Raw genomic sequence first — 23,105 nt, forward strand, 5'->3', positions numbered from 1 at the left:
CGGCGACATTTTCGAAAAAAGGAGCAAGTCATGGCGGTATTCGCAACGCAACGTCTCTATATAGGCGGCGCCTACGTCGACGCGACCAGTGGCGAGACCTTCGACACGCTCGACCCCGCCACCGGCGAAACGCTCGCGGCCGTGCAACAAGCCTCGGCGGCCGACGTCGATCGCGCGGTGCAATCCGCGCGTGACGGCCAACGCGAGTGGGCCGCGCTCACGGCGATGCAGCGCTCGCGCATCCTGCGTCGCGCGGTTGAGATCCTGCGCGAGCGCAATGACGAACTCGCGGCGCTCGAAACACGCGACACGGGCAAGGCGATTGCAGAAACACGGGCCGTCGATATCGTCACCGGTGCGGACGTGATCGAGTACTACGCAGGGCTTGCCACCGCAATTGAAGGGCAGCAGATTCCGTTGCGACCGTCGTCGTTTGTTTATACGCGGCGTGAACCGCTGGGTGTATGCGCGGGCATCGGCGCATGGAATTACCCGATCCAGATTGCGTGCTGGAAATCGGCGCCTGCTTTGGCGGCCGGCAACGCGATGATCTTCAAGCCGAGCGAAATCACGCCGCTGTCCGCGTTGAAGCTCGCCGAGATTTATACCGAAGCCGGTGTGCCGGCTGGTGTGTTCAACGTCGTACAAGGCGACGGACGCGTTGGTGCGATGCTCGCGGCGCATCCGGATATCGAGAAGATTTCGTTCACTGGCGGCGTGGAAACGGGCAAGAAGGTGATGTCGCTGGCGGGCGCATCGTCGCTGAAAGAAGTGACGATGGAGCTGGGCGGCAAGTCGCCCCTGCTCGTTTTCGACGATGCCAACCCCGAACGCGCAGCCGACATCGCGATGAGCGCCAACTTCTTCAGCTCCGGTCAGGTTTGTACAAACGGCACACGTGTATTCGTGCAGCGTAGCGTGCTGGAACGGTTCGAAGCGCTGGTGCTGGAGCGTGTCAAGCGGATTCGCGTCGGCGCGCCGACCGACGCCGACACCAACTTCGGTCCGCTGGTCAGCGCCGCGCAATTGCAGAAAGTGCTGGGCTACATCGAAAGCGGTGTGCAGGAAGGCGCGCGGCTCATTGCCGGCGGCAAGCGGCTAACCGAAGGCCACTTCCGCAACGGGCAGTACGTCGAGCCGACTGTTTTCACCGGCTGCCATGACGACATGCGTATCGTGCGCGAAGAGATCTTCGGTCCGGTGATGAGCATTCTCGTTTTCGACGACGAAGACGAAGCGATCTCGCGTGCAAATAACACCGCCTACGGTCTGGCCGCAGGTGTGGTCACCGAAAATCTGGCGCGCGCGCATCGCGTGATTCATCGACTCGAGGCGGGTATTTGCTGGATCAACACCTGGGGCGAGTCACCCGCGGAAATGCCGGTGGGCGGTTACAAGCAATCGGGCGTCGGCCGTGAGAACGGCATCACCACGCTCGAACACTACACGCGCATCAAGTCGGTGCAGGTCGAACTCGGCCCGTATCAACCGGTGTTCTAAGGAGTGTTGCAATGGCTTCGAACGAATACGACTACATCATCGTCGGCGCGGGTTCAGCGGGCAACGTGCTCGCCTCGCGTCTGACCGAAGACGCGGACGTGACCGTGCTGCTGCTCGAAGCAGGCGGTCCCGACTACCGTTTTGATTTTCGCACGCAGATGCCGGCGACCCTCGCCTATCCCTTGCAGGGGCGGCGCTATAACTGGGCCTACGAAACCGATCCCGAACCGCATATGAACAACCGTCGCATGGAGTGCGGGCGCGGCAAGGGGCTCGGCGGTTCGTCGCTGATCAACGGCATGTGCTACATCCGCGGCAACGCGCTCGATTACGACGGCTGGGCCGGGCGCGCCGGGCTGGAAAACTGGACCTATCTGGATTGCCTGCCGTATTTCCGCAAAGCCGAAACGCGCGATGTGGGTGCGAACGCGTATCACGGTGGCGACGGCCCGGTCCATGTAACGACCAGCAAGCCCGGTAACAATCCCCTGTTCGCTGCGATGGTCGAGGCCGGCGTGCAAGCGGGCTTTCCGCGGACCGACGATCTGAACGGCTATCAGCAGGAAGGCTTCGGTCCGATGGATCGCACGGTCACGGCGAACGGCAGACGCGCCAGCACCGCGCGCGGTTATCTCGATCGCGCGAAGACGCGTCCGAATCTGACCATCGTCACGCATGCCGTGACCGATCGCGTGCTGTTCCTCGGCAAACGTGCGATTGGCGTTGCGTATCTGCACCATGGCAACGCAGTGACTGCGCATGCACGCCGCGAAGTGCTGGTGTGCAGCGGTGCGATTGCCTCGCCGCAATTGCTGCAACGCTCGGGGGTGGGCCGCTCGACGTGGCTGCGCGAACTCGACGTGCCGCTCGTGCACGATCTGCCGGGTGTCGGAGAAAACCTGCAGGACCATCTGGAGATGTATATCCAGTACGAATGCAAGGAGCCGGTTTCGCTATACCCCGCCTTGCAATGGTGGAATCAGCCTGCCATTGGACTTGAATGGATGCTTAACGGCACGGGTATTGGCGCGAGCAACCAGTTCGAAGCGGGCGGCTTCATCCGTACTCGCGACGATGATCTGTGGCCGAACATCCAGTATCACTTCCTGCCCGTCGCGATCAATTACAACGGCTCGAACGCGATCAAGATGCACGGCTTCCAGGCGCATGTCGGGTCGATGCGTTCACCGAGTCGCGGGCGCGTGAAGCTTACGTCACGCGATCCGAACGCGCATCCGAGTATCCTGTTCAACTACATGGCCGATCCGCTCGACTGGCGTGAATTCCGCGACGGAATCCGCATTACGCGCGAGATCATGCGTCAGCCGGCGCTCGATCGTTATCGCGGTCGGGAATTGAATCCGGGCGCCGAGTTGACCACGGACGAGCAACTCGATACGTTCGTGCGGATGCGTGCGGAGACGGCGTTTCATCCGTCGTGCTCGTGCAAGATGGGTTATGACGATATGGCAGTCGTGGACAACGAGGGGCGCGTGCATGGGCTCGATGCGCTGCGCGTCGTCGATGCGTCCATCATGCCGCAGATCACAACCGGCAATCTGAACGCGCCGACGATCATGCTTGCGGAGAAGATCGCCGATCGGATTCGGGGGCGGGATGCGTTGGCGCGGGTGGAGACGCCTTACTTCGTGGCCCACGGTGTGGCGTCGAGGAAGCGGGAAGCGGCGGCGGTTTAGTCCGCGCCGGATCGAACCAGGTGCCAACGACAAAGCCGCGATAGATTCGCGGCTTTTTTACGCCTTGGTCAACTAGTAAGCGGTCAATCTGCGCGGTACTTAACACACCAGAAGCGACTTGCCCGCACGAGATCCGACCATCGCCTGGGCATTCACTCCCGCGCAGGACTCAACACGCCACGCGCGTCCGGTTCAACCGCTTCAGACACCAAGGTCTCCAGCGCCAGCCCACGGGTCTCGATGCCCATGATCCACACCGCCGCCGCCGCGATCACAAAACACATCGCGCCGAGTGAAAAAACACCACCTTGCCCGAACATCGGCAGCACCAAACCGACCACATAAGGGCCGATCAGCGAGCCCACGCGGCCGATCGCCGATGCAAAGCCTGATCCTGTAGCCCGCGCCCCTGTGCCATAAAGCTCCGGCGTATACGTGTAAAGCACCGCCCACATCGCAAACATAAAAAACTGCATCGCGAGCCCCGCGCAGATCAGCAGCGTCGGCGTCTGCGCGTGCAGCGCGGTTTGTCCATAGACATAGGCCATCACCGCGCTACCGGCCAGTGACGCGATACAGGTCGGCTTACGTCCCCATCGTTCGACCAACCACGCCGCGCAGATAAAGCCTGGAATCCCGCCGAGCGAGATCAACACCGTATACAACACTGACTTCGTCACCGCAAAGCCCGCTTGCTGCATCAACGCGCCGAGCCACGACGTCAACCCATAAAATCCAAGCAACGCAAAGAACCAGAGCGTCCACACCATGATCGTGCGGCGCCGGTAAGCCATGCTCCAGATCTCGCGAAACGCACTCGTGCCCTTCGCCGCCGGCGGTTCCTGCAACATCACCGGCGCGCGCAACTGGCTCAGGCCGGCCGCTTTCATCACCTTCACTTCGACTTCGGCGAGGATCTTGTCCGCTTCGGCGATACGTCCGCGATGTTCCAGCCAGCGCGGCGATTCCGGCACGACGCGGCGAACGATCAGCACGAACACAGCGGGAATCGCCAGCAGCGCGAACTCCGTGCGCCACCCGAACGTCGGCAACACGAAATACGACACCACACCCGCCGTGATGAAACCGAGCGGCCAGAAGCCGTCCATCAGCGCAATCAATCGTCCGCGCGACGCTGCGGGCACGAATTCGGACAAGAGCGTCTGCGCGATGGGAAACTCCATGCCCATGCCGAAACCGAGCAGCACGCGATAGAAAATCAACGCTTCGACACTCTGCGCGGTCGAGCACAGATACGACGCGAGTCCCCACAGCACCATGCTCCACTGAAATACGGGGCGCCGTCCGAAGCGATCAGCCAGTAGTCCGGCGACGGCCGCGCCGATCACCATGCCGAAGAAGCTCGCACTTGCAACGAGCCCCGCCGTCGCGGTCGATAAATGGAATTCAGTCTTGATCGAGCCGAGTACGAAGGTCATCGTGCCGAGATCGACCGAGTCGAAGAAAAATGCGATCGCGATGATGATAAAGATGGTCCGGTGATATCCGGAAAACGGCAGTCGCTCGAGTCTGGCGGCTGCGCTCGCGCGTGGCTGAAAAGCGGTAGACATGTGATCCCCTCGTTGGTGCGGCGACGGCCGCGTGGACGTTCCGATCAGTGCATTTCAGTAGACGCCGACATAAATCGGCCACATAGAAGAAATGCGTCATGGGGATGGGATGGGAGCGTCGTCCCAGTGCTTTGGGTTCACCACCGCGCACCGACGAATGCGAGTCCTACGGTCGCAACCGCGCACGCGCAGCGCCGGCGATACGCGCGAGCGCATCCGCACTCAAGCGAGCGGCGATTTTTTCAACGTATTCGTGATGCCGCGACTGCAGCGGTGCGCCCAGCTGCTGCGCGAGGAGATAGCGGATCAGCGCGATGCGCCGGTGCCGCAACACGATGCTCTGATCGAGCAGCGCGAGCGCGGCATGGGCATCGCCCTGGTGGCACGCACGCTCGGTGAGACGCGCGGTGGCTAGACGTGTCGATGTCATGTCAGTCAGCGGCCGGGAAAGCCACGAGAGGTGCCTTGCTGAGGCACCGCTCGCCGCGCTTCACGACATCAGCGGCGCAGCCGCATCGAGCATGATCTTGACGAAGTAGTCCGCAAAACTACGGCGCACGACGATATCGAAACTGTCCGCGCCGGTGGGCAACAGCGTCATCGATGCCTTGAAGAAGTGACTCTGTGCGCACTGCCCTTCCCCGAACAATTTCGGATGCAGATCGAGCGGGCAACCCCGCGCCAGCACGTCACGTGTGTGCGTACCGCTAATTTCGAGCACCGTATAGCCACTGCCGATATCCACCGCCGACGCGAACACACCGGCAAACGCTGCACCGAGTTTCGCCTGCAGCGGCGCAGTACGTGTCGCGTCGTGCGCCATTGCCGAGCGCACCAGCCACTCGTCCGGACCGAGCCACAGCATGTCGTAGCCGTTGCCGCGGGCGATGGTGTTCGCTTTCTCCGGTGGCCGGCAGCCGATCACTGTCTCTATCGCCTTCACGAATGCCGCATCGCGCGTATCGCCACGCACGTTCACGAGTTCGAGAAACGGCCGCTCGCTCAGCCTGAAGAGCGCCGACGCCGTCGTCTGATGCTTTTTCAGCAGCGCATCCGTACCGACCAGCGGGGATTCCTGCCACACGCCCGTTTGCTTTCCGACAGCGCGATCCACCGCCGACACCGTCCCTCTTGTTTCATTCCACATGTTGACGTGCTCCTTCGCTGTCGTAGAACACCGAGCTGGTGACCTTGGCTGCAATCTGCTTGCCGCTCGCGAGCGGAATCGTGACCGTTTCGCCGATCTTGTCGAGACCGCCCTTTACGACGGCCATTGCAATCGATCGCTTCAGGATCGGGCTGTAATAGCTCGATGTGACGTGGCCGAGCATCGGCGCGGTATCGCCCTGGAAAGGACCGGCGACGATCTGCGAGCCTTCGGGAATCACGAACGAGGGATCGTCCGAGAGCAGCCCGACCAGTTGCTTGCGCCCCGCCTTCGCGGTGTCCGTTCGCGTCAAGGAACGTTTGCCGAGAAAGTCTTTCGACTTCGCGACCAGGCCGCCCATGCCGAGGTCGTACGGTGTCATCGAGCCGTCCGTATCCTGACCGACGATGATGTAGCCCTTCTCAGCACGCAGCACGTGCATGGTTTCCGTGCCGTACGGTGTGATGTCGAACTCCGCGCCTGCGGCCATCAGCGCTTCCCACACCGCGCGTCCGACGTTCGCGGGCACGTTCACTTCATAAGCGAGTTCGCCTGAGAAGCTGATCCGCATCACGCGCGATGCCGCACCCGCCACAGTGCCTTCGCGATAGCTCATGAACGGAAACGCCGCGTTCGCAAAGTCGATGTCCTGGCAGACCTTCTGCAAGACCTTGCGGCTGTTCGGACCGACCACGGCGAAGGTCGCCCAGTGATCCGTCACGGAAGCAAGCCGCACGCGCATGTCCGGCCATTCGGTTTGCAGCCAGCGTTCGAGCCACGTGAGCACGCGTGCCGCGCCGCCCGTGGTGGTCGTCATCATGTAGTGCTGGTCGGCGAGACGCACGGTCACGCCGTCGTCGAAAATCATGCCGTTTTCGTCGAGCATCAGGCCATAGCGGCACTTGCCGACTTCCAGCTTGCTCCACGGATTCGTGTAAACCCAGTTCAGCAGCTTCGCCGAGTCGGGGCCCTGAATGTCGATCTTGCCGAGCGTCGAGGCGTCGAGAATGCCAACGCTCGTACGCACCGCGAGCGACTCGCGCGCGACTGCGGCGTGCATGTCCTCACCTGGTTTCGCGAAGTACCACGGACGTTTCCAGTTGCCCACGTCCTCGAAGGCCGCGCCGTTTTCCACGTGCCATTCGTGCACCGCTGTCTTGCGCACCGGATCGAGAAACTCGCCCAGCTCGCGGCCCGCAAACGTGCCGAACGTGACAGGCGTGTAGTTCGGACGGAACGTCGTCGTGCCGGTTTCGGGAATCGTCTTGCCCAGCGCCTGCGCGAGAATCGCCATGCCGTTGATGTTGCCGAGCTTGCCCTGATCGGTGCCGAAACCCATCGCCGTGTAACGCTTTACGTGCTCCACCGATTCGAAGCCTTCGCGCGCCGCCAGGAAAATATCGGCCGCCGAGACGTCGTTCTGGAAGTCGACGAACTGCTTCGGCCCGCGCGTCGCGAGTTCGCGGCCACCGACGAGCCACAGCGGTTGCATCTTCGCTTCGGCGATCTCGGCGACCTGCACCGGATTCGGCCGCGCCACGATGTGGCCAGCCGCACGCGCCGCCTCGATACCGGCGTCGACCGCGAAGCGAATGCCCTGTCCCAGCGTGAAGTCGCCGGCACACGCGCCGATGCTCGTCTCCGCCTGCATCGCCTTACCCGGCACGAAACAGGCCTTGCCGTCATGCCAATGCGCCTTGCCGCCCGACTGCGCGAACAGATGCAGTACCGGGCTCCAGCCGCCGGACATCGCCAGTAGATCGCAGGGCAGCTCGCTCTGTTTCGCACCGACCTGTCCATTGGAATACGACGCTATATCTACAGAAGACACGCGCAGCTTGCCATGCGCGGCCGTAATGGCCACGCCGTTCATCACCTTGACGCCGTAGCGCCGTGCCAGCGCGGGCAAGGTGCCCTTCGATTCGCTCGCGCGCGGATCGACGACCGTCACCTGCGCGCCGGCCGCTTTCAGATCGAGCGCGCATTGATAACCGTCGTCATTGTTCGTGAACACTACAGCATTACGTCCCGGCAACACCGCATAGCGATGCAGGTACGTCGACACAGCCGAAGCCATCATTACACCCGGCAGATCGTTGTTACCGAACACGATCGGCCGCTCATGCGCCCCCGTTGCGAGAATTACGCGTTTTGCGCGAATCTTCCACATCAGCTCGCGCGTGCCCTTTCTCTGCGATACCGGCAGATGCTCGGTGAGCCGCTGCGTGACGGTGATGAGGTTATGGTCCTGGTAACCGAATGCGGTGCTGCGGCACAGGATTTTCACGTCGGGCATCTGCCGGAGCTCGTCCTCGATCTTGTGAACCCATTGCAGCGCCGGTTTGCCGTCGATCTCCGCGCGGCATGACAGCAGCGAGCCGCCGAGTTCGGGCTGATCGTCGATCAACGTCACGCGAGCGCCGGACAACGCCGCCGCATGCGCGGCCGCCAGCCCCGTCGGGCCACCGCCGACCACCAGCACGTCGCAATGCGCAAAGCACTTGTCGTAGCGATCCGCATCGGTTTGCTCGGGCGCCTTGCCGAGACCGGCCGCATCGCGGATCACTTCTTCATACTTCGGCCAGAACTTGCGCGGCCACATGAAGGTCTTGTAATAGAAGCCCGCCGGAATGAAGCGCGCGAACTTCTGGTTGATCGCCATGCGGTCTTTCTCGATGCTCGGCTTGGCGTTCACGCTGGTCGCGACGAGCCCCTGATACAACTCCACTTCAGTTGCACGCGCATTGGGCACGGTGTACGCGCCGGTTTCGAGTTGCACGATCGCATTCGGTTCTTCCACACCCGCCGTCACGATGCCGCGCGGGCGGTGGTACTTCCAGCTGCGCGCCACGAAGTGCTCGCCGTTCGCAAGCAGCGCGGAGGCGAGCGTGTCGCCCTGATAGCCCTGATACTTGCGCCCGTTGAACGTGAAGTTCAGAACGATCGCGCGGTTGATGCGCCCACCGCTAGGGAGTCGGTCTTTCTGGCTCATGATGCCTTGCCCTCGTGTGCCTGGTCTTGTGCTTTAGCCTCGTTGCTGTCCATCGCGAGCAGCGGACGTTCGAACTCCTCGTAGCCCTGAATCTCGTAGCTCACCGTATCGCGCTGCGCCTTGAACCAGCGGCGGCATCCTTGCGTGTGCAACCATTGCTCACGATGCACGCCGCGCGGATTCTTGCGCATGAACAGGTAGTCGCCCCATTCCTTGTCGGAAAGCTTGTCGGTGTCCAGCGGACGCGCAATATCCGCTTCCCCGCCGCAAGAAAATTCGGTTTCGGCGCGTGGCCCGCACCACGGGCATTCGATCAGCAGCATCTGGGTTTCCTCTGTGGTGGTGAGCGTTAGTGGGCAACCGCGGCGGCGCCGTGCTCGTCGATCAGGTGACCGGTGTAGAAGCGGTCCAGCGAGAACGGCGCGTTCAGCGGATGCGGCTCGTCCCTCGCGATCGTGTGCGCATAGGCCCAGCCCGAACCGGGCGTCGCCTTGAAGCCGCCCGTGCCCCAGCCGCAATTGAAATAAAGCCCCTTTACATCGGTCTTGCTGATGATCGGGCACGCATCCGGCGACACGTCGACAATGCCGCCCCACTGGCGGTTCATCCGCACGCGCGAGAACACCGGGAACATTTCGACGATCGCTTCGAGCGTGCCTTCGATGATGTGGAAACTGCCGCGCTGACCAAAGCCCGTGTACTGATCCACACCAGCGCCGATCACCAGATCGCCCTTGTCGGACTGGCTGATGTAGGCATGCACCGCGTTCGACATCACCACCGTGTTGACCACGGGCTTGATCGGCTCAGAGACCAACGCCTGCAAAGGATGGCTCTCCAAAGGCAAGCGAATGCCGGCCATATCAGCGAGCGTCGACGTGTTGCCCGCCGCCACCACCGCGACCTTCTTTGCCTTGATGAAGCCCTTCGTGGTATCCACGCCGACCACCTGGCTGCCGTCGCGGCGAATACCGGTCACCTGACAGTTCTGCACGATATCGACGCCGGCCTGATCCGCACCACGCGCGAACCCCCACGCAACCGCATCATGCCGGGCCACACCGCCGCGCCGCTGAATCGACGCGCCGAGCACCGGATAGCGGCTGTTCAGATTGATGGTCGGCTCGATTTCCTTGATCTGCTCCGGCGTGAGGAATTCGGCATCCACACCGTTCAGCCGGTTCGCATTCACACGGCGCTCGGTGTCGCGCACGTCCTGTAGCGTGTGCGCGAGGTTCATCACGCCGCGCTGGCTGAACATCACGTTGTAGTTGAGGTCCTGCGACAGACCTTCCCACAGCTTCATCGCTTTTTCATAAAGCGCGGCCGATTCGTCCCACAGATAATTCGAGCGGACGATGGTCGTATTGCGCGCGGTATTGCCGCCGCCGATCCAGCCCTTCTCCAGCACGGCGATATTGCGTACGCCATGTTCTTTCGCGAGGTAGTAGGCCGTGGCGAGACCATGCCCGCCGCCGCCGACGATCACGACGTCGTATTCACGCTTAGGCTCCGGGCTCTTCCATTGACGCTCCCAGTTTTCGTGATACGACATCCCGTTGCGCAACAGGCTGAATATCGAATAGCGGCTCATTGTGGGTCCTTGGGTTCCTGTTGATACTTTCTGCTTCTTAACTCGTTCAGTTCAGCACTCGATGACGTTCACGGCGAGTCCGCCGCGCGACGTCTCCTTGTATTTGGTCTTCATGTCCGCGCCGGTTTCGCGCATCGTCTTGATGACGTTATCGAGCGACACGTAATGCTGGCCGTCGCCCTTCATCGCCATGCGCGCGGCGTTCAGCGCCTTGATCGCGCCCATCGCGTTACGTTCGATGCAGGGAATCTGCACGAGGCCGCCAACTGGGTCGCAGGTCATGCCGAGGTTGTGTTCCATGCCGATTTCGGCAGCGTTTTCGACTTGCGTCGGCGTGCCGCCCATCACGGCGGCAAGCGCCGCTGCGGCCATCGAGCACGCGACACCTACTTCGCCCTGGCAGCCCACTTCGGCGCCCGAGATCGAGGCCGTTTCCTTGTAGATGATGCCGATCGCGGCAGCCGTCAGCAGAAAGGTGACGATGCCCTCGTCGTTCGACGCATGCATGAACTTCACGTAGTAATGCAGCACGGCGGGAATCACGCCTGCTGCGCCGTTGGTCGGCGCGGTGACGACACGCCCACCCGCGGCGTTTTCTTCATTCACGGCCATCGCGTAGAGATTGACCCAGTCGAGCATCGACAGCGGATCGCGCAGCGACTCTTCCGAGCGCGAACGCAATTGCGCGCACAGGTCGGCGGCGCGGCGCTTCACATGCATCGGGCCGGGCAACTCGCCACGCACCTTGCAGCCGCGTTCGACGCAGGCGGACATGACGCGCCAGATCGCCAGCAAGCCTTCGCGCACTTCCTGTTCGCTGCGCGACGCGCATTCGTTGCGCAGCGTGATCTCGGCGATCGACAAACCGGTTTCGCGGCACACGCGCATCAGATCGTCGCCGGTGCGAAACGGAAACGGCACTTCCGCGCCGGCACGCAAACCGTTGACGCGGTCGCCTTCGCGATTGATCACAAAGCCGCCGCCGACCGAGTAATACTCTTTCTCCACCAACAGCTGGCCGTTTTCGTCGAAGGCCTGAAAACGCATGCCGTTCGGATGCACGATGCTCGAACCCGGTGCGCCCGGCATTAGTTTGCGAAAGAAGCCGAGGTACTCGCGCTCCTCGAATTTGACCGGATGCTTGCCGAGCAGCACCAGTTGCTTCGTCTCGCGGATCGCCTGCAGGCGCGGTTCGATCACGTCCGGGTCGATCAGATCGGGCAGATTGCCTTCGAGGCCGAGCAACACCGCCTTGTCCGTGCCATGCCCTTTCCCGGTCGCGCCGAGCGAGCCAAACAGGTCGACCTTGACGCGGCGTACGAAGCCGAGCAGGTTGGCGTCTTCGATATGCGAAGCGAAACGGCATGCGGCGATCATCGGCCCGACCGTGTGCGAGCTGGAGGGACCGATGCCGATCTTGAACAGATCGAAGACGCTGACGTTCATGGCGTGCCTTATACGTTGCGGTGCTTAGGTTGCCGGGTTTGGCTTGAACTAGCCCCTATTGCACCGCAGGTCAATTTGGACCGATAGAATAAAAACGGCATGCCAGTGGGATAGTGGCGTCAAGCGGGCCGCCGGCCAAGCGCGGCGGCGTATTTGCGATGACTTCTGACGCATTTGCGACAGGCGCGGACGTTGCCGCTGGCGATGCTGATGAAGCGCCCCGATTCCCGGTGCTATGCTTGATTTCAACCCTTTCCCTTGCTGGCTGCATGCATGAATTCCGCTGAACCGCTTCCCCTTCAATCGATCGACGGCCCCTCGAAGCAGCGCATCCGCTTCGGCATCATCCTGCTGCCGAACTTCACGCTGACGGCGTTCTCGGGGTTCGTCGACCTGCTGCGCCTGTCCGCGGATGAAGGCGACTTCAGCAAGCCCGTGCGCTGTTCGTGGAGCGTAATAGGGGAAACCCTCGCTCCGGTGCGCGCGAGTTGCGGGATCCAGATCACGCCGTGGGAAACGTTCGACAACGCTGAACCGTTTGACTACGTCGTTGTGGTGGGCGGCCTGCTGCATTCCGGGCCGGCCGCGAACGATGCGACGCTGGCCTTCATCCGCCGTGCCGCCGCCACCGATGCGACGCTGGTCGGCATGTGCACCGGCGTGTTTTCGCTGATGCGCGCGGGCGTGCTGGACGGCCACCGCATTTGCGTGAGCTGGTTTCACTACTGGGATTTCATCGAACGCTTTCCGGCGGTCAATGAGGACGCGTTGGTGGCGGACCGGCTATTCGTGATCGACCGTCGACGTATTACGTGTTCCGGTGGGCGGGCATCGATCGACGTGGCTGCGGCGATTCTGCTGCGGCACTTTGAGACGGCCACGGTGCAAAAGGCGCTGCGGATTCTGCTGGTCGACGATATGCAGAAGGGCAACGCGCCGCAGCCGCACCCGCCAGGATTGGCACCCGCCTCGCATCCGAAGGTGAAGCGCGCAATTCTGCTGATGGAGCAGCACGTGGGGCGTTCCTTGTCGCTCGATGAACTGGCACGCAAGCTGGACCTCTCGCCGCGTCAACTCGAGCGGCTCTTCAAGGCGGAAACCGGCAAGGCGCCGCAGGCCTACGCGAAGCAGGTGCGTTTGCGCACTGCGGCGTGGCTGCTGACGAGTTCGGATAAGACGGTGGCGGATATCGCGTCGAGTTGTGGCTTCTCCGATGCCTCGCATCTGGGTCGCGAATTCCGCAAGCAGTTCGGCTTACCGCCGATGATGTACCGTGAGCAACGTGGTACGGCGGCGGAAGTGGATGAGGGCTCGGGATATGACGAAACGTTCCCGGGCCGGGCTCAGGCGATTTGAGCGCGGTGTTTGTTGCCCACGTCGTTTTGCAGACCTGGATTCCCGGCTAAATCGGCGGGTCAGGTTTTGCAGTTCCGCTTTCGCGCCGCCGGAACGGCGCGAAAGCCCAAGCTAAACCCTCACGCCTCACTGCCCCGCGACATAAGCCTTCACCGCCGGCAAACCGTCCTTGCCATCGAACGTCTTGACGCCCGCTAGCCACTTGTCGAGCACAGCCGGATTCGCCTTGAGCCAATCCTTTGCCGCCTTGTTCGGATCGGTCTTGTTCATGATCGGCAGCATCACATGGTTCTCGATATCGGTCGTGAAGTGCAGGTTCGACACCAGCTTCGCGACGTTCGGGCAACGCGTCGAGTAATCGTTCGGGACGACCGTCAGGACTTTGGCTTCGCCGTAGTTCGGGCCGAACACGTCGTCGCCACCGGACAGATAATCGATCTTCATCTGCACGTTCATCGGATGCGGTTCCCAGCCGAGAAACACGATCGGTTTCTTGTCGCGAACCGCGCGATTCACTTCGACCAGCATGCCCGCCTCGCTCGACTCCACCAGCTTGAACTTGCCAAGGCCGTACTGGTTGCTGTCGATCATCTTCTTGATCAGCGCATTGCCGTCGTTACCCGGCTCGATGCCATAGATCTTGCCGTCGAGCTTGTCGTAGTTCTTCGCGATGTCAGCGAACGTCTTGATGCCCGCCTGGTACGCATAGTCCGGCACAGCCAGCGTGTATTTCGCCCCAGTCAGGTTCGGCGTGGGTAGCACGGTGAGCTGACCGGCCTTTTTGAACGGATCGATCATCGGGTCCATGGTCGGCGACCAGTAGCCGAGGAACACGTCGATCTGCTTGCTCTTCACCCCCGCGAAGGTGATCGGCACCGAGGCAATAGTCTTGGTCGGCTTATAGCCGAGCCCTTCCAGCACCGTCGAGGCAAGACCGGTCGTCGCGGCGATATCGGTCCAACCGACGTCGGCGAACCGGACGTCCCGGCAGGTGGCAGGTTCCGCGGCAAAGACAGACGACACCGACAGCGCGCACAACGACGCAGCCCACAAACGTTTCATGGCGTTCCCTCAGGGTGATTGATGCTTTACTGGTTTTACTAATCGGATTTTCCGGGCGCGATTCTTTACTGCAACTACATTGATGCCAACTCATGTACGTAGACTCATCTACGCCGACAGCCGCCGCTCGACACTCGGCGCGTGACCGAACTGCGCGCGGTAAGCCTTGCTGAAATGACACGGCGAATGAAAACCACATACGGCCGTCACTCGCGCAATCGACGCATCCGTATTGCGCAACAGTTCGCGCGCACGACGCAAACGCAGCGTCAGGTAATAGTGCGTCGGCGACACGCTCAAAAACATCTTGAACATGCGCTGCAAATGACGTTGCGACAACTGCACTAGCCGCGCGAGTTCATCCAGCGATAACGGCTCTTCGATATTGGCTTCCATCAACCGCACCACTTCGATCAACTCCGCGCGCGAGAAGCCGACCCGCGCGTCGACGGGAATATGCTGATAATCGGTCGAACCGCGAATCCGCTCGACAATAAACTGCTCGGACACCTGCGCCGCGACTGCCTGACCGAGGCGCATACCGACCAGGTTCAGCATCAGATCGAGCGGCGCGGTGCCGCCGGTGCAGGTCATCCGGTCACGGTCGATCACGAACAGTTCATCCGCGAAACGCACGTGCGGGTAGCTTTTGTGCAACGGCGACATGTCTTCCCAGTGCACGGTACAGCGATATCCGTCGAGCAGGTTTGCAGCCAGCAACGCGTACGGCCCCGTGCAAATGCCGCCAAGCGGAATGCCTTTCGACGCAACGTCCTGCAGCAACGCGACGATCGTCTCGTCGACGTAATCGCGCACATGCCAGCCGGCGCAGACGATCAGCACATCCGGCATGCCCGCTTCGGCCAGCGTGGTGGTCGGCTTCACGGTGATGCCGTTGCTCGCTCGCGCCGGCTCGCCGTCAGGCGTAATCACGGACCACGTGTAGTGCTGCGCGCGGCCCACGTAGTTGGCCATACGCAGCACTTCGACCGCGCTCGTAAATGCGATCATCGAAAAGTTTGGCAGCGTCAGAAAGCCGAAGTGCGCGAGCCCGGCCAGCGGGGAATCGGATGGGGCCTCAACAACAGGTGAGATCGCGTCGCGCTTCATAGGCGGCTCAGCTGTGCTGCGCCGTCGGCGCGCGGCGCACCTTCATGACGCTGCGCAAGCCCGACAGCAGCGGCGCCCGCGCCGTACCCGGCGACCGGCCGAAGCTTTCCGTGATGCGATCGAGAATGATCGCAAGCATCACCACCGAGAGGCCGCTTTCGAAGCCGAGGCCGATATCGAGCCGCTGAATACTCGCCAGCACGTCGTTGCCCAGACCGCCCGCGCCCACCATCGAGGCGATGATCACCATCGAGAGCGCCATCATGATCGTCTGATTCACGCCGGTCATGATCGACGGCAGTGCGTTCGGAAACTGCACCTTGTAGAGCAATTGCAAGGGCGTACAGCCGAACGCCTGCCCTGCTTCGACGATTTCGCGATTCACATGCTTGATGCCGAGCGACGTGAGGCGCACAGCAGGCGGCATCGCGAAGATCACCGTGGAGAGAATCCCCGGCACACGGCCGAGACCGAACAGCATCGCCGCCGGAATCAGGTAGACGAACGCGGGCATGGTCTGCATCAGATCGAGCACGGGGCGCACCATCATTTCGACAGTGCGGCTCTTCGCGGTCCAGATGCCAAGCGGCACGCCGAGCAGCAGGCTGATCAAGGTCGATGAGAGCGTTAGACCGAGCGTGATCACCATCTGATCCCAGAAGCCGGTGCCGTAGATCAGCAGCATCGCCAGCAACGTGAACAGCGCGAAACGCCAGCCCACCCGCCATAAACCGACGCCCACGAAAAATGCCATCAGCGCCCACATCGGCACCGCTTGCAGACCATGTTCGATCAGCGCGGCAAAACTCTCGATGACCTTGCCGATGGAGTCGAAGGTTTTTGCGTCGTGGTCGAGCAGGTAGTGAACGCCGTGATCGACCCAGGCGCCAAGTGGAATGACTTCAGACATGAGAACCTCGATGGCGCGTGAGAACGTTCAGTACGTTCGTCTTGTTGACCGAACCGCAGTAGGAGCCGTCCGCTTCGACGACCGGCAGTGGCGCACGGCTCGCGACCACGCGCTCGACGACGTCGTCCAAAGGCGTAGTGCGGCGGATGCACTCGATTTGATTGAGCTTCGGCGACGCGCTGCCCATCGCATCGCGGCACACGAAGCCGCGGATCTTGCGCTCGGCGTCGAGCACGAACGCGTAGTCAGCGCTGCCGTTGAGCGTCGCGGCCACACTCGAGGCGTCGATCTGCGGCGAATGCTGCATGAGCGGCACCGCGTCGGTCTGCATCAGGTCGCCAGCTGTCAGATAGCGGCTGGTGTCGATACCTTCGAAGAACGCGCGCACATAGTCGTCGGCGGGATTGGTGATGATTTGCTGGGGCGTGCCGACCTGCACCACCTTGCCGCCTTCCATGATTGCGATCCGCGTGCCGATGCGCATGGCCTCTTCGAGATCGTGCGAGACGAACAGGATGGTGCGCTGCTGCTCGCGTTGCAGATCGAGCAGCACGTTCTGCATTTCCTTGCGTTTGAGCGGATCGAGCGCGGAGAACGCCTCGTCCATGATCATCAAGGAAGGATTGACCGCCAGCGCCCGCGCAAGACCCACGCGCTGCTGCATGCCGCCTGAAAGCTGAGCCGGCAGCTTTTCCGCGAAGGGCGCGAGGCCGACCTGTTCGAGCACGGTCATGGCGCGCTTCTCGCGCTCCTTCTTGCCGATGCCCGCCACTTCCAGCCCGAACGCCGCATTGGACAGCACCGTGCGTTGCGGCATCAGCGCGAAGGACTGGAACACCATGCTCATGTCCTTGCGGCGCAGCGCCGTGAGTTCCGAGCGCGGTACGCTGGCCACATCGCGGCCGTCGATCAGTACTTTGCCGGCCGTCGGCTCGACGAGACGATTGATCAGGCGAATCAGCGTCGACTTGCCGGAGCCGGACAGGCCCATCAGCACGAAGATCTCGCCTTCCTTGACTTCGAACGACACGTTATGGACACCGACTATCTGACCGGTGCGCGCGAACACTTCCTCTTTCGTCGCGCCGCCTGCCAGCATGCCGATCGCCTGTTTCGGGTTGGTGCCGAACACTTTGCACAGCCCTTCGACCACGACCTTGGGGGAATTCATTGAACGTTCTCCTAGCGTGGCGGACGTCCGTCCGCGCTGTGCATACATAGTTGCCAGAAAAAAGTATGCCTAGCCGACTATTTCCGACAACCACATGTGGAAATGCGACACCGCTGCCGTACGAGAACGGGCGGACGGCCGGCGAAGCCCTGTTGGACAAGGGTTTGCGAGGTGTTGGGGTGATCGGTCGGGCGTGTCGCGCCAGAGCAAGTCAGGGCGGTCCCGGCGGAAAAAACGGCTGTGGGGGACGTGACAGGTACGCTTGCCGCGGTGCAGCACGCGCACGTTGACTCAACGGACGCCGCTGCGCGTCCGCGAGATGGACATCAAGATCAACGATCGATGCTCAATGACGGGTCCGAACAACCTGCAGCAAACGGTCCGCGCGCGAAAAATACCAGATCGCAAGACAGCCCAGTACCGGGTACATGCAGCACATGCGCGCGAGCGCCCAAATCTCAGCAGAAAAGCTCATTGCGTCCCCCGGTCCAGCGTGGATGCCTGTCGGCAAAATTTGAAACGGCACGACCTGGCTATCGATTGCCGGTTCGTGCCGAAAGCAGTGTCGCTCCTTGCATGCAGCGGAGGAAAACCGGAGGTCTAGCCGGCTCATGACGCACGGGAATCATTAGGGCAACCTTAAGGCTGCGCACCGTTACTCTGTGTTACCAATCTCGCATCCCTCTTGCACCTGCAAACCGCGGCCCTGCCTAAACTGCGCACCATCTTCACTGTCATCGCCTGCAACCATCAGGCGAAAAGAAAAACATGCGCAAGAACCTATTATCAGTGATTCTCGGCGGCGCGATATTAGTGGCTTCCACAGCCGCTTCCGCCCACGTCGACGTGGGCATCGGCATTGGCATTCCCGGGCCGGTCTTCGTGCCTGCCCAGCCGGCCTACATTGCGCCTCCGCCGGTCGTCTACGCGCCCGCGCCGGTGGTGGGATATGGCTACGGCGACGACTGGCGCGCCCGCGAATGGCATGAGCGGCAGGAATGGCGTGAACGGCAGTGGCGCCATCACGAGCATGAGGAGCACGAGCGCGAATGGCACGAGCGCCATGGCTGGGATGGGGATTGAGGCAAACGGAGTAGCGGCGGCATCGGCCGACGCCACGATCGCGGTCACGAGATCGACACGCCAAGCAGCTTGCCGATTCCGAACGTGAACCCCGCGGCAATCAGGCCGATGACGACCTGCCGCATGGCGGAGAACCCCGCGCCGCGTCCGTTGAATAGCGAGGTAAAGACCCCAATGGACGCGAGCGCAAGCGTGCTAAGTACGATGCATTGCACGATCGCATTAAGCCCGTGCGTCCACAGGAACGGCATCACCGGAAAAATCGCGCCGACTGAGAACAGGCAAAAGGAGACCCCCGCAGCGGACCACGGATTACCGCCCAATTCAGCGGGATCGAGTCCGAGTTCCTCACGGGTCAAGGTATCGAGCGCCTTGTCCTTGTCACGCATCATCTGCGATGCCACCCGTTTGGCCTCGACTGCGTCCAGACCCTTGGCACGATAGATCAGCGCCAGCTCGTGCTCCTCCGCTTCCGGCGACATCTCCAGTTCTTCCGCTTCTTTAGCAATCTGGGTACTGGCCAACTCGCGCGCATTGGTCACTGACAGCCATTCACCCAACGCCATCGAACACGCGCCGGCGATCAGGCCGGCGAGCCCCGTGAGCAGGATCGCCTTGTTGCCGGTTCCCGCACCGGCCACACCCATGATCAGGCAGAAGTTCGAGACGAGACCGTCGTTCGCGCCGAGCACGGCCGCGCGCAAATCGTTACCCGACGAAACGCCCTTATGCCACGACTCCGCTGCGGCGATGCGCGCCCCTTGCGACGTATCCGGGTCGCCGCCGCCGTGAGCCAGGGTCTGGACCACCGCCGCGTGGTGATGTTCATCGGCCGACATGCGGCCCGCGTCCGGCTGCCCGCGGTATTTGTTGCGGTCGGCGTATTCGGCCGCAGCGAGTGTGGGTAACACGAAACCCGCGCCGAACACACGTACCAGCGCTTTCATCAGGCGTGTTTTCACGGCCTGGCCGGTGCCCTTCGGCTGGATGCCGTTAGCTCTCAGCTTGTCGGCCCATACCTGCGCATGATCGCGCTCCGACTTTGCGAGGTCACTGTAGACCTGCTTACGCGTGTCGTCCCGCTCGACTTTCGCGAGCGTTTCATAGAGCGCGGCGCTATGGAGCTCATCGGAGAGATTGGCTCTGTACCGCTTGACTTCGTGTTTGGATGCCATGGTGACGTGTCTGCATATCGGGTCGATCACAACGAAGCGTAATCGATTCAGACACGGAAATCACAAAACCCCTAAAACGCATCTTTAGCGAGAACACCAACGGTTCTCATCCCCATTCGGTTCTGCACGATTTTCTCTTAAGACAGGCTTATGCGTGCCCTGATCGGGCATAGGTTTTCGCCACTGTCGTCTAGCATTTTCCGCGCTTCGAAATATGGAAAAAAGGTGTTTTGGCTCGCCTAAGGAGAAGTTAAGGAAAGCTGCTTATTCTGTGGACACGCATCGACCAGCACGGTCGGCGCGGCACTATCACACTATTGGAGAACCATCATGAAAGCACTCAAACACATCATGCTCATTGCTTCGGTTGTCGCCATCCCGACCCTGTCGTTTGCCCAGCAGATGAACACACCGATGAATGACACAAGCACAGCGCCCGCCGTCTCGATGCACGACACGCAGAACAATCAGCCCAGTACGCAATCTCAGCAGCCTTCGCACAAGATGTCGGGCTACGGCGACAGTTCTGGTTACGGCGCGCCTGCCAGCAGCCTTTCGCAATCTTCAACGATGCATTTCGCGGGTAAGAACTCGCGAGTGTTCAATCATTGAAACCACGCGATGAAGCGATGCACCTCCGCGCTGTCCGTTACTCGCAGCAAGTCAGCGGACAAAAATCGGCGCGGGAGCGAGGTGCATCTTCAATCAGAAAGCCGGCCAGAAACACGCGAGATCATTGCGGCGCGGGAGCCGCCCGATATCCTCGCCGACCGACAAGCAAAGCGAGCATGGCGGATACCGCGAGACTCGCCGCCACCACGTAAAGTCCGGCAGCATATCCACCCGTCACGCTCTTCAGCCAGCCAATAGCAAATGGGCCGACGAAACCGCCAAGATTGCCGATCGAGTTGATCATGGCAATGCCGGCCGCCGCACCGGCGCCCGAGAGAAAGGTACTCGGCATGGCCCACAACGGCGCCTTGGCCGCGCTGATGCCCACGTTCACGACGATCAATGCGAGCACCACCGCAACGATGGTATCTGCAAAGCCTGCCCATGCGAGTCCAACGCCTGCCGCAACGCACGGAATCACCACGTGCCAGGTGCGCTCGCCAGTGCGATCCGAATGGCGAGCCCACAGCACCATGCCGATCACGGCCAGCACGCTGGGGATCGCATTCAACGCGCCAGTGCCAAGCGCGCTAAAGCCGAATTGACGAATGATCAGCGGCGCCCATAGCCCGAGCGTATAGAGGCCCGCGGACGTGCCGAAGTAAATCATCGACATGATCCACACGCGCGGATCGCGCAGTGCCGCGAGCGCGCCTGCCGCATGGCCTGCCTGCGATTCACGTCCCGCACGTTCCTCGCGCAAGGTCGCGACAAGCCACGCTTTCTCATCCGCGGCAAGCCACGTCGCCTTTTCGGGCGAATCGGTGAGTGCTTTCAACACCACGAATCCGAGTACGACAGCGGGAATCGCTTCGACGATGAACAGCCATTGCCAGTCTTTCAATCCGAACAGGGCCGGCATCTGCATGATCGCGCCTGAAATGGGCGAGCCGATTGCCGTCGACAACGGTGCGGCCGCCATGAATGCGGCGGCCGCAACCGCGCGTTGCCGCGCGGGAAACCACTGGCTGAGATAAAGAATGATGCCAGGGAAGAAGCCGGCTTCGGCCACACCGAGCAAAAAGCGCAGCGTATAGAACGAGTTCGGCCCGACGACAAACGCGGAAGCCGCCGACACCAGCCCCCACGTCACCATCACGCGTGCAATCCAGATGCGCGCGCCGACCTTGTTCAGAATGAGGTTTGAGGGCACTTCGAATAGAAAGTATCCAAGAAAGAAGATGCCGCCGCCGAGCCCGAACATGGTCGGCGAAAGACCGAGGTCCTTGTTCATCGTCAGCGCAGCGAAACCGACGTTCACGCGGTCGAGAAAGCTGACAAAGTAAAGCAGCATCACGAAGGGCAAAATGCGCCACGTCAGCTTGCGAACCACACGGGCTTGCAATTCATTGGTCATGCCTGTCTCCGAACTTTAAGCCGCCCGTGACGTGTTCGTCCGGGCGTTATGTTTTTGTGTCACGCACGTTGTGTGTTGCGAGGTCAGGCCGCCTTGAACTGCGCCGCCGGTTCCGCTGCGAGGATCGCGCAGACGGCGTCGGTCACCTGCGCTGTCGTAGCCGTGCCGCCGAGGTCGCCAGTGTGCAGCGCCGGGTCAGCCGTGATGCGTTCGATCGCGTTCATCAGTTGCCGGGCAGCGCCCGTTTCGCCAAGATGCTCGAGCATCATCACGACCGACCAGAACGTGCCGACCGGATTGGCGAGGCCTTTCCCCATGATGTCGAAAGCGGAGCCGTGAATCGGCTCGAACATCGAGGGATAGCGGCGCTCAGGGTCGAGATTCGCAGTCGGCGCAATGCCGAGACTGCCGGCAAGTGCCGCTGCCAGATCGCTGAGAATGTCCGCGTGAAGATTCGTTGCGACGATCGTGTCGAGCGTTGCAGGACGGTTGACCATGCGGGCCGTTGCGGCGTCGACGAGTTCCTTGTCCCATTCGACGTCGGGAAACTCTTTCGATACCTCAAGCGCTATTTCGTCCCACATGACCATTGCGTGCCGCTGCGCATTGCTCTTGGTGATCACCGTCAGCAGCTTGCGCGGCCGCGACTGTGCAAGTCGGAACGCGAAACGAAGAATGCGCTCGACGCCCGCACGGGTCATCATCGAGACATCGGTTGCCACTTCGATCGGATGGCCTTGGTGAGCGCGCCCGCCTACGCCGGAGTACTCACCCTCGGAGTTCTCACGCACGATCACCCAGTCGAGATCTTTCGGGCCACAGCGCTTTAGCGGCGCGTCGATGCCGGGCAGGATGCGGGTGGGACGCACGTTCGCATATTGATCGAAGCCCTGGCAGATTTTCAGGCGCAAACCCCACAGCGTCACGTGATCGGGAATATGCGGGTCGCCCGCCGAGCCGAACAGAATCGCGTCCTTGTTGCGGATCGCATCGAGCCCATCGGCCGGCATCATCGCACCATGCTCACGGTAAAAGTCGCCGCCCCAATCGAAATTCTCGAACTCGAAATTGAAGGCGTCGTTTCGCGCGGCGATGGCCTCGAGAACCCGTTGGCCCGCGGGCACGACTTCCTTGCCGATGCCGTCGCCGGGAATGGTTGCGATGCGGTAGGTCTTCACTTGCGTCTCCATGATGTTGAACATATGGCTGCATCCTAGAACGAGGACCGCCGGCGAAAACGCTGCTAGACTCAAAGCATCCTT

General features: G+C 61.7%; 19 protein-coding genes. 5 read left to right on the top strand and 14 right to left on the bottom strand.

The features are described 5' to 3' along the window. The first annotated feature begins 30 nt into the window (after window positions 1–30). Together betB and betA are read left to right on the top strand one after the other, a co-directional pair. Window positions 31–1,500 (top strand): betaine-aldehyde dehydrogenase, encoded by a 1,470-nt coding sequence (gene betB, locus KHO31_RS29470; protein ID WP_211624729.1) that lies wholly within the window; start codon window positions 31–33, stop codon window positions 1,498–1,500. Between the two features lie 11 nt (window positions 1,501–1,511). Next, window positions 1,512–3,197, top strand: coding sequence for a choline dehydrogenase (gene betA / locus KHO31_RS29475; RefSeq protein WP_211624731.1), 1,686 nt, complete (start codon window positions 1,512–1,514; stop codon window positions 3,195–3,197). A 152-nt stretch (window positions 3,198–3,349) separates the two neighbouring features. Here the strand turns inward: betA and KHO31_RS29480 are convergent, their stop codons facing one another. The 7 genes from KHO31_RS29480 to KHO31_RS29510 all read right to left on the bottom strand — a co-directional run bounded on the left by KHO31_RS29480 (window position 3,350) and on the right by KHO31_RS29510 (window position 11,947). Further along, window positions 3,350–4,768, bottom strand: coding sequence for an MFS transporter (locus KHO31_RS29480; RefSeq protein ID WP_201080668.1), 1,419 nt, complete (start codon window positions 4,766–4,768; stop codon window positions 3,350–3,352). Window positions 4,769–4,934: 166 nt separating this feature from the next. Further along, complete coding sequence (locus tag KHO31_RS29485) at window positions 4,935–5,198, bottom strand: hypothetical protein (RefSeq protein WP_169488824.1); 264 nt, start codon at window positions 5,196–5,198, stop codon at window positions 4,935–4,937. Between the two features lie 60 nt (window positions 5,199–5,258). Continuing rightward, a complete protein-coding gene (locus tag KHO31_RS29490) occupies window positions 5,259–5,915 on the bottom strand; it encodes a sarcosine oxidase subunit gamma (RefSeq protein ID WP_211624733.1) in 657 nt (218 codons plus the stop codon). Continuing rightward, window positions 5,905–8,907 (bottom strand): sarcosine oxidase subunit alpha family protein, encoded by a 3,003-nt coding sequence (locus KHO31_RS29495; protein WP_201086301.1) that lies wholly within the window; start codon window positions 8,905–8,907, stop codon window positions 5,905–5,907. Before KHO31_RS29495 ends, KHO31_RS29490 begins: the two co-directional genes overlap by 11 nt. Further along, window positions 8,904–9,230 (bottom strand): sarcosine oxidase subunit delta, encoded by a 327-nt coding sequence (locus tag KHO31_RS29500; RefSeq protein ID WP_201086300.1) that lies wholly within the window; start codon window positions 9,228–9,230, stop codon window positions 8,904–8,906. The genes KHO31_RS29495 and KHO31_RS29500 overlap by 4 nt, the downstream gene beginning before the upstream one ends. A 26-nt stretch (window positions 9,231–9,256) precedes the next feature. Beyond that, entirely contained in the window at window positions 9,257–10,501 is a 1,245-nt protein-coding gene (locus KHO31_RS29505; RefSeq protein ID WP_115777505.1) for a sarcosine oxidase subunit beta family protein, read from the bottom strand. A gap of 51 nt (window positions 10,502–10,552) precedes the next feature. Then, on the bottom strand, window positions 10,553–11,947 hold the full coding sequence (locus KHO31_RS29510; RefSeq protein WP_211624735.1) for an L-serine ammonia-lyase: 1,395 nt from the start codon (window positions 11,945–11,947) through the stop codon (window positions 10,553–10,555). Between the two features lie 273 nt (window positions 11,948–12,220). Between KHO31_RS29510 and KHO31_RS29515 the strand changes: the two genes are divergently transcribed. Next, entirely contained in the window at window positions 12,221–13,303 is a 1,083-nt protein-coding gene (locus KHO31_RS29515; RefSeq protein WP_201080656.1) for a GlxA family transcriptional regulator, read from the top strand. A 126-nt stretch (window positions 13,304–13,429) separates the two neighbouring features. On the opposite strand, the gene KHO31_RS29520 is transcribed toward KHO31_RS29515, so the two are convergent. From KHO31_RS29520 to KHO31_RS29535, 4 genes are all read right to left on the bottom strand, one after another. Beyond that, window positions 13,430–14,365: a choline ABC transporter substrate-binding protein gene (locus KHO31_RS29520; protein ID WP_201080654.1), complete on the bottom strand. Its 936-nt coding sequence runs from the start codon at window positions 14,363–14,365 to the stop codon at window positions 13,430–13,432. A gap of 108 nt (window positions 14,366–14,473) precedes the next feature. Beyond that, window positions 14,474–15,475, bottom strand: coding sequence for a GlxA family transcriptional regulator (locus tag KHO31_RS29525; RefSeq protein ID WP_201080652.1), 1,002 nt, complete (start codon window positions 15,473–15,475; stop codon window positions 14,474–14,476). Between the two features lie 7 nt (window positions 15,476–15,482). Further along, window positions 15,483–16,385: a choline ABC transporter permease subunit gene (gene choW, locus KHO31_RS29530; RefSeq protein ID WP_201080650.1), complete on the bottom strand. Its 903-nt coding sequence runs from the start codon at window positions 16,383–16,385 to the stop codon at window positions 15,483–15,485. Then, entirely contained in the window at window positions 16,378–17,556 is a 1,179-nt protein-coding gene (locus tag KHO31_RS29535) for a quaternary amine ABC transporter ATP-binding protein (protein WP_201086297.1), read from the bottom strand. The genes choW and KHO31_RS29535 overlap by 8 nt, the downstream gene beginning before the upstream one ends. A gap of 768 nt (window positions 17,557–18,324) precedes the next feature. Between KHO31_RS29535 and KHO31_RS29540 the strand changes: the two genes are divergently transcribed. Continuing rightward, complete coding sequence (locus tag KHO31_RS29540) at window positions 18,325–18,639, top strand: hypothetical protein (protein WP_201080646.1); 315 nt, start codon at window positions 18,325–18,327, stop codon at window positions 18,637–18,639. A gap of 44 nt (window positions 18,640–18,683) precedes the next feature. Here the strand turns inward: KHO31_RS29540 and KHO31_RS29545 are convergent, their stop codons facing one another. Further along, window positions 18,684–19,814 carry a VIT1/CCC1 transporter family protein gene (locus tag KHO31_RS29545; RefSeq protein WP_201080644.1) on the bottom strand — a complete coding sequence of 377 codons (1,131 nt, stop codon included), beginning with the start codon at window positions 19,812–19,814 and terminating at the stop codon, window positions 18,684–18,686. A 330-nt stretch (window positions 19,815–20,144) separates the two neighbouring features. On the opposite strand from KHO31_RS29545, the gene KHO31_RS29550 reads away from it, so the two are divergent. Continuing rightward, window positions 20,145–20,426 (top strand): hypothetical protein, encoded by a 282-nt coding sequence (locus KHO31_RS29550; RefSeq protein ID WP_201086295.1) that lies wholly within the window; start codon window positions 20,145–20,147, stop codon window positions 20,424–20,426. Between the two features lie 121 nt (window positions 20,427–20,547). Here KHO31_RS29550 and KHO31_RS29555 read toward each other — a convergent pair whose 3' ends face one another. Together KHO31_RS29555 and KHO31_RS29560 are read right to left on the bottom strand one after the other, a co-directional pair. Then, complete coding sequence (locus KHO31_RS29555) at window positions 20,548–21,843, bottom strand: MFS transporter (RefSeq protein WP_201080640.1); 1,296 nt, start codon at window positions 21,841–21,843, stop codon at window positions 20,548–20,550. Between the two features lie 83 nt (window positions 21,844–21,926). Then, window positions 21,927–23,021, bottom strand: coding sequence for a tartrate dehydrogenase (locus KHO31_RS29560; RefSeq protein WP_211624768.1), 1,095 nt, complete (start codon window positions 23,019–23,021; stop codon window positions 21,927–21,929). Window positions 23,022–23,105: the final 84 nt, after the last annotated feature.

The organism is Paraburkholderia domus (genome assembly GCF_905220705.1).
GTDB classification, from domain to species: Bacteria; Pseudomonadota; Gammaproteobacteria; order Burkholderiales; family Burkholderiaceae; genus Paraburkholderia; species Paraburkholderia domus.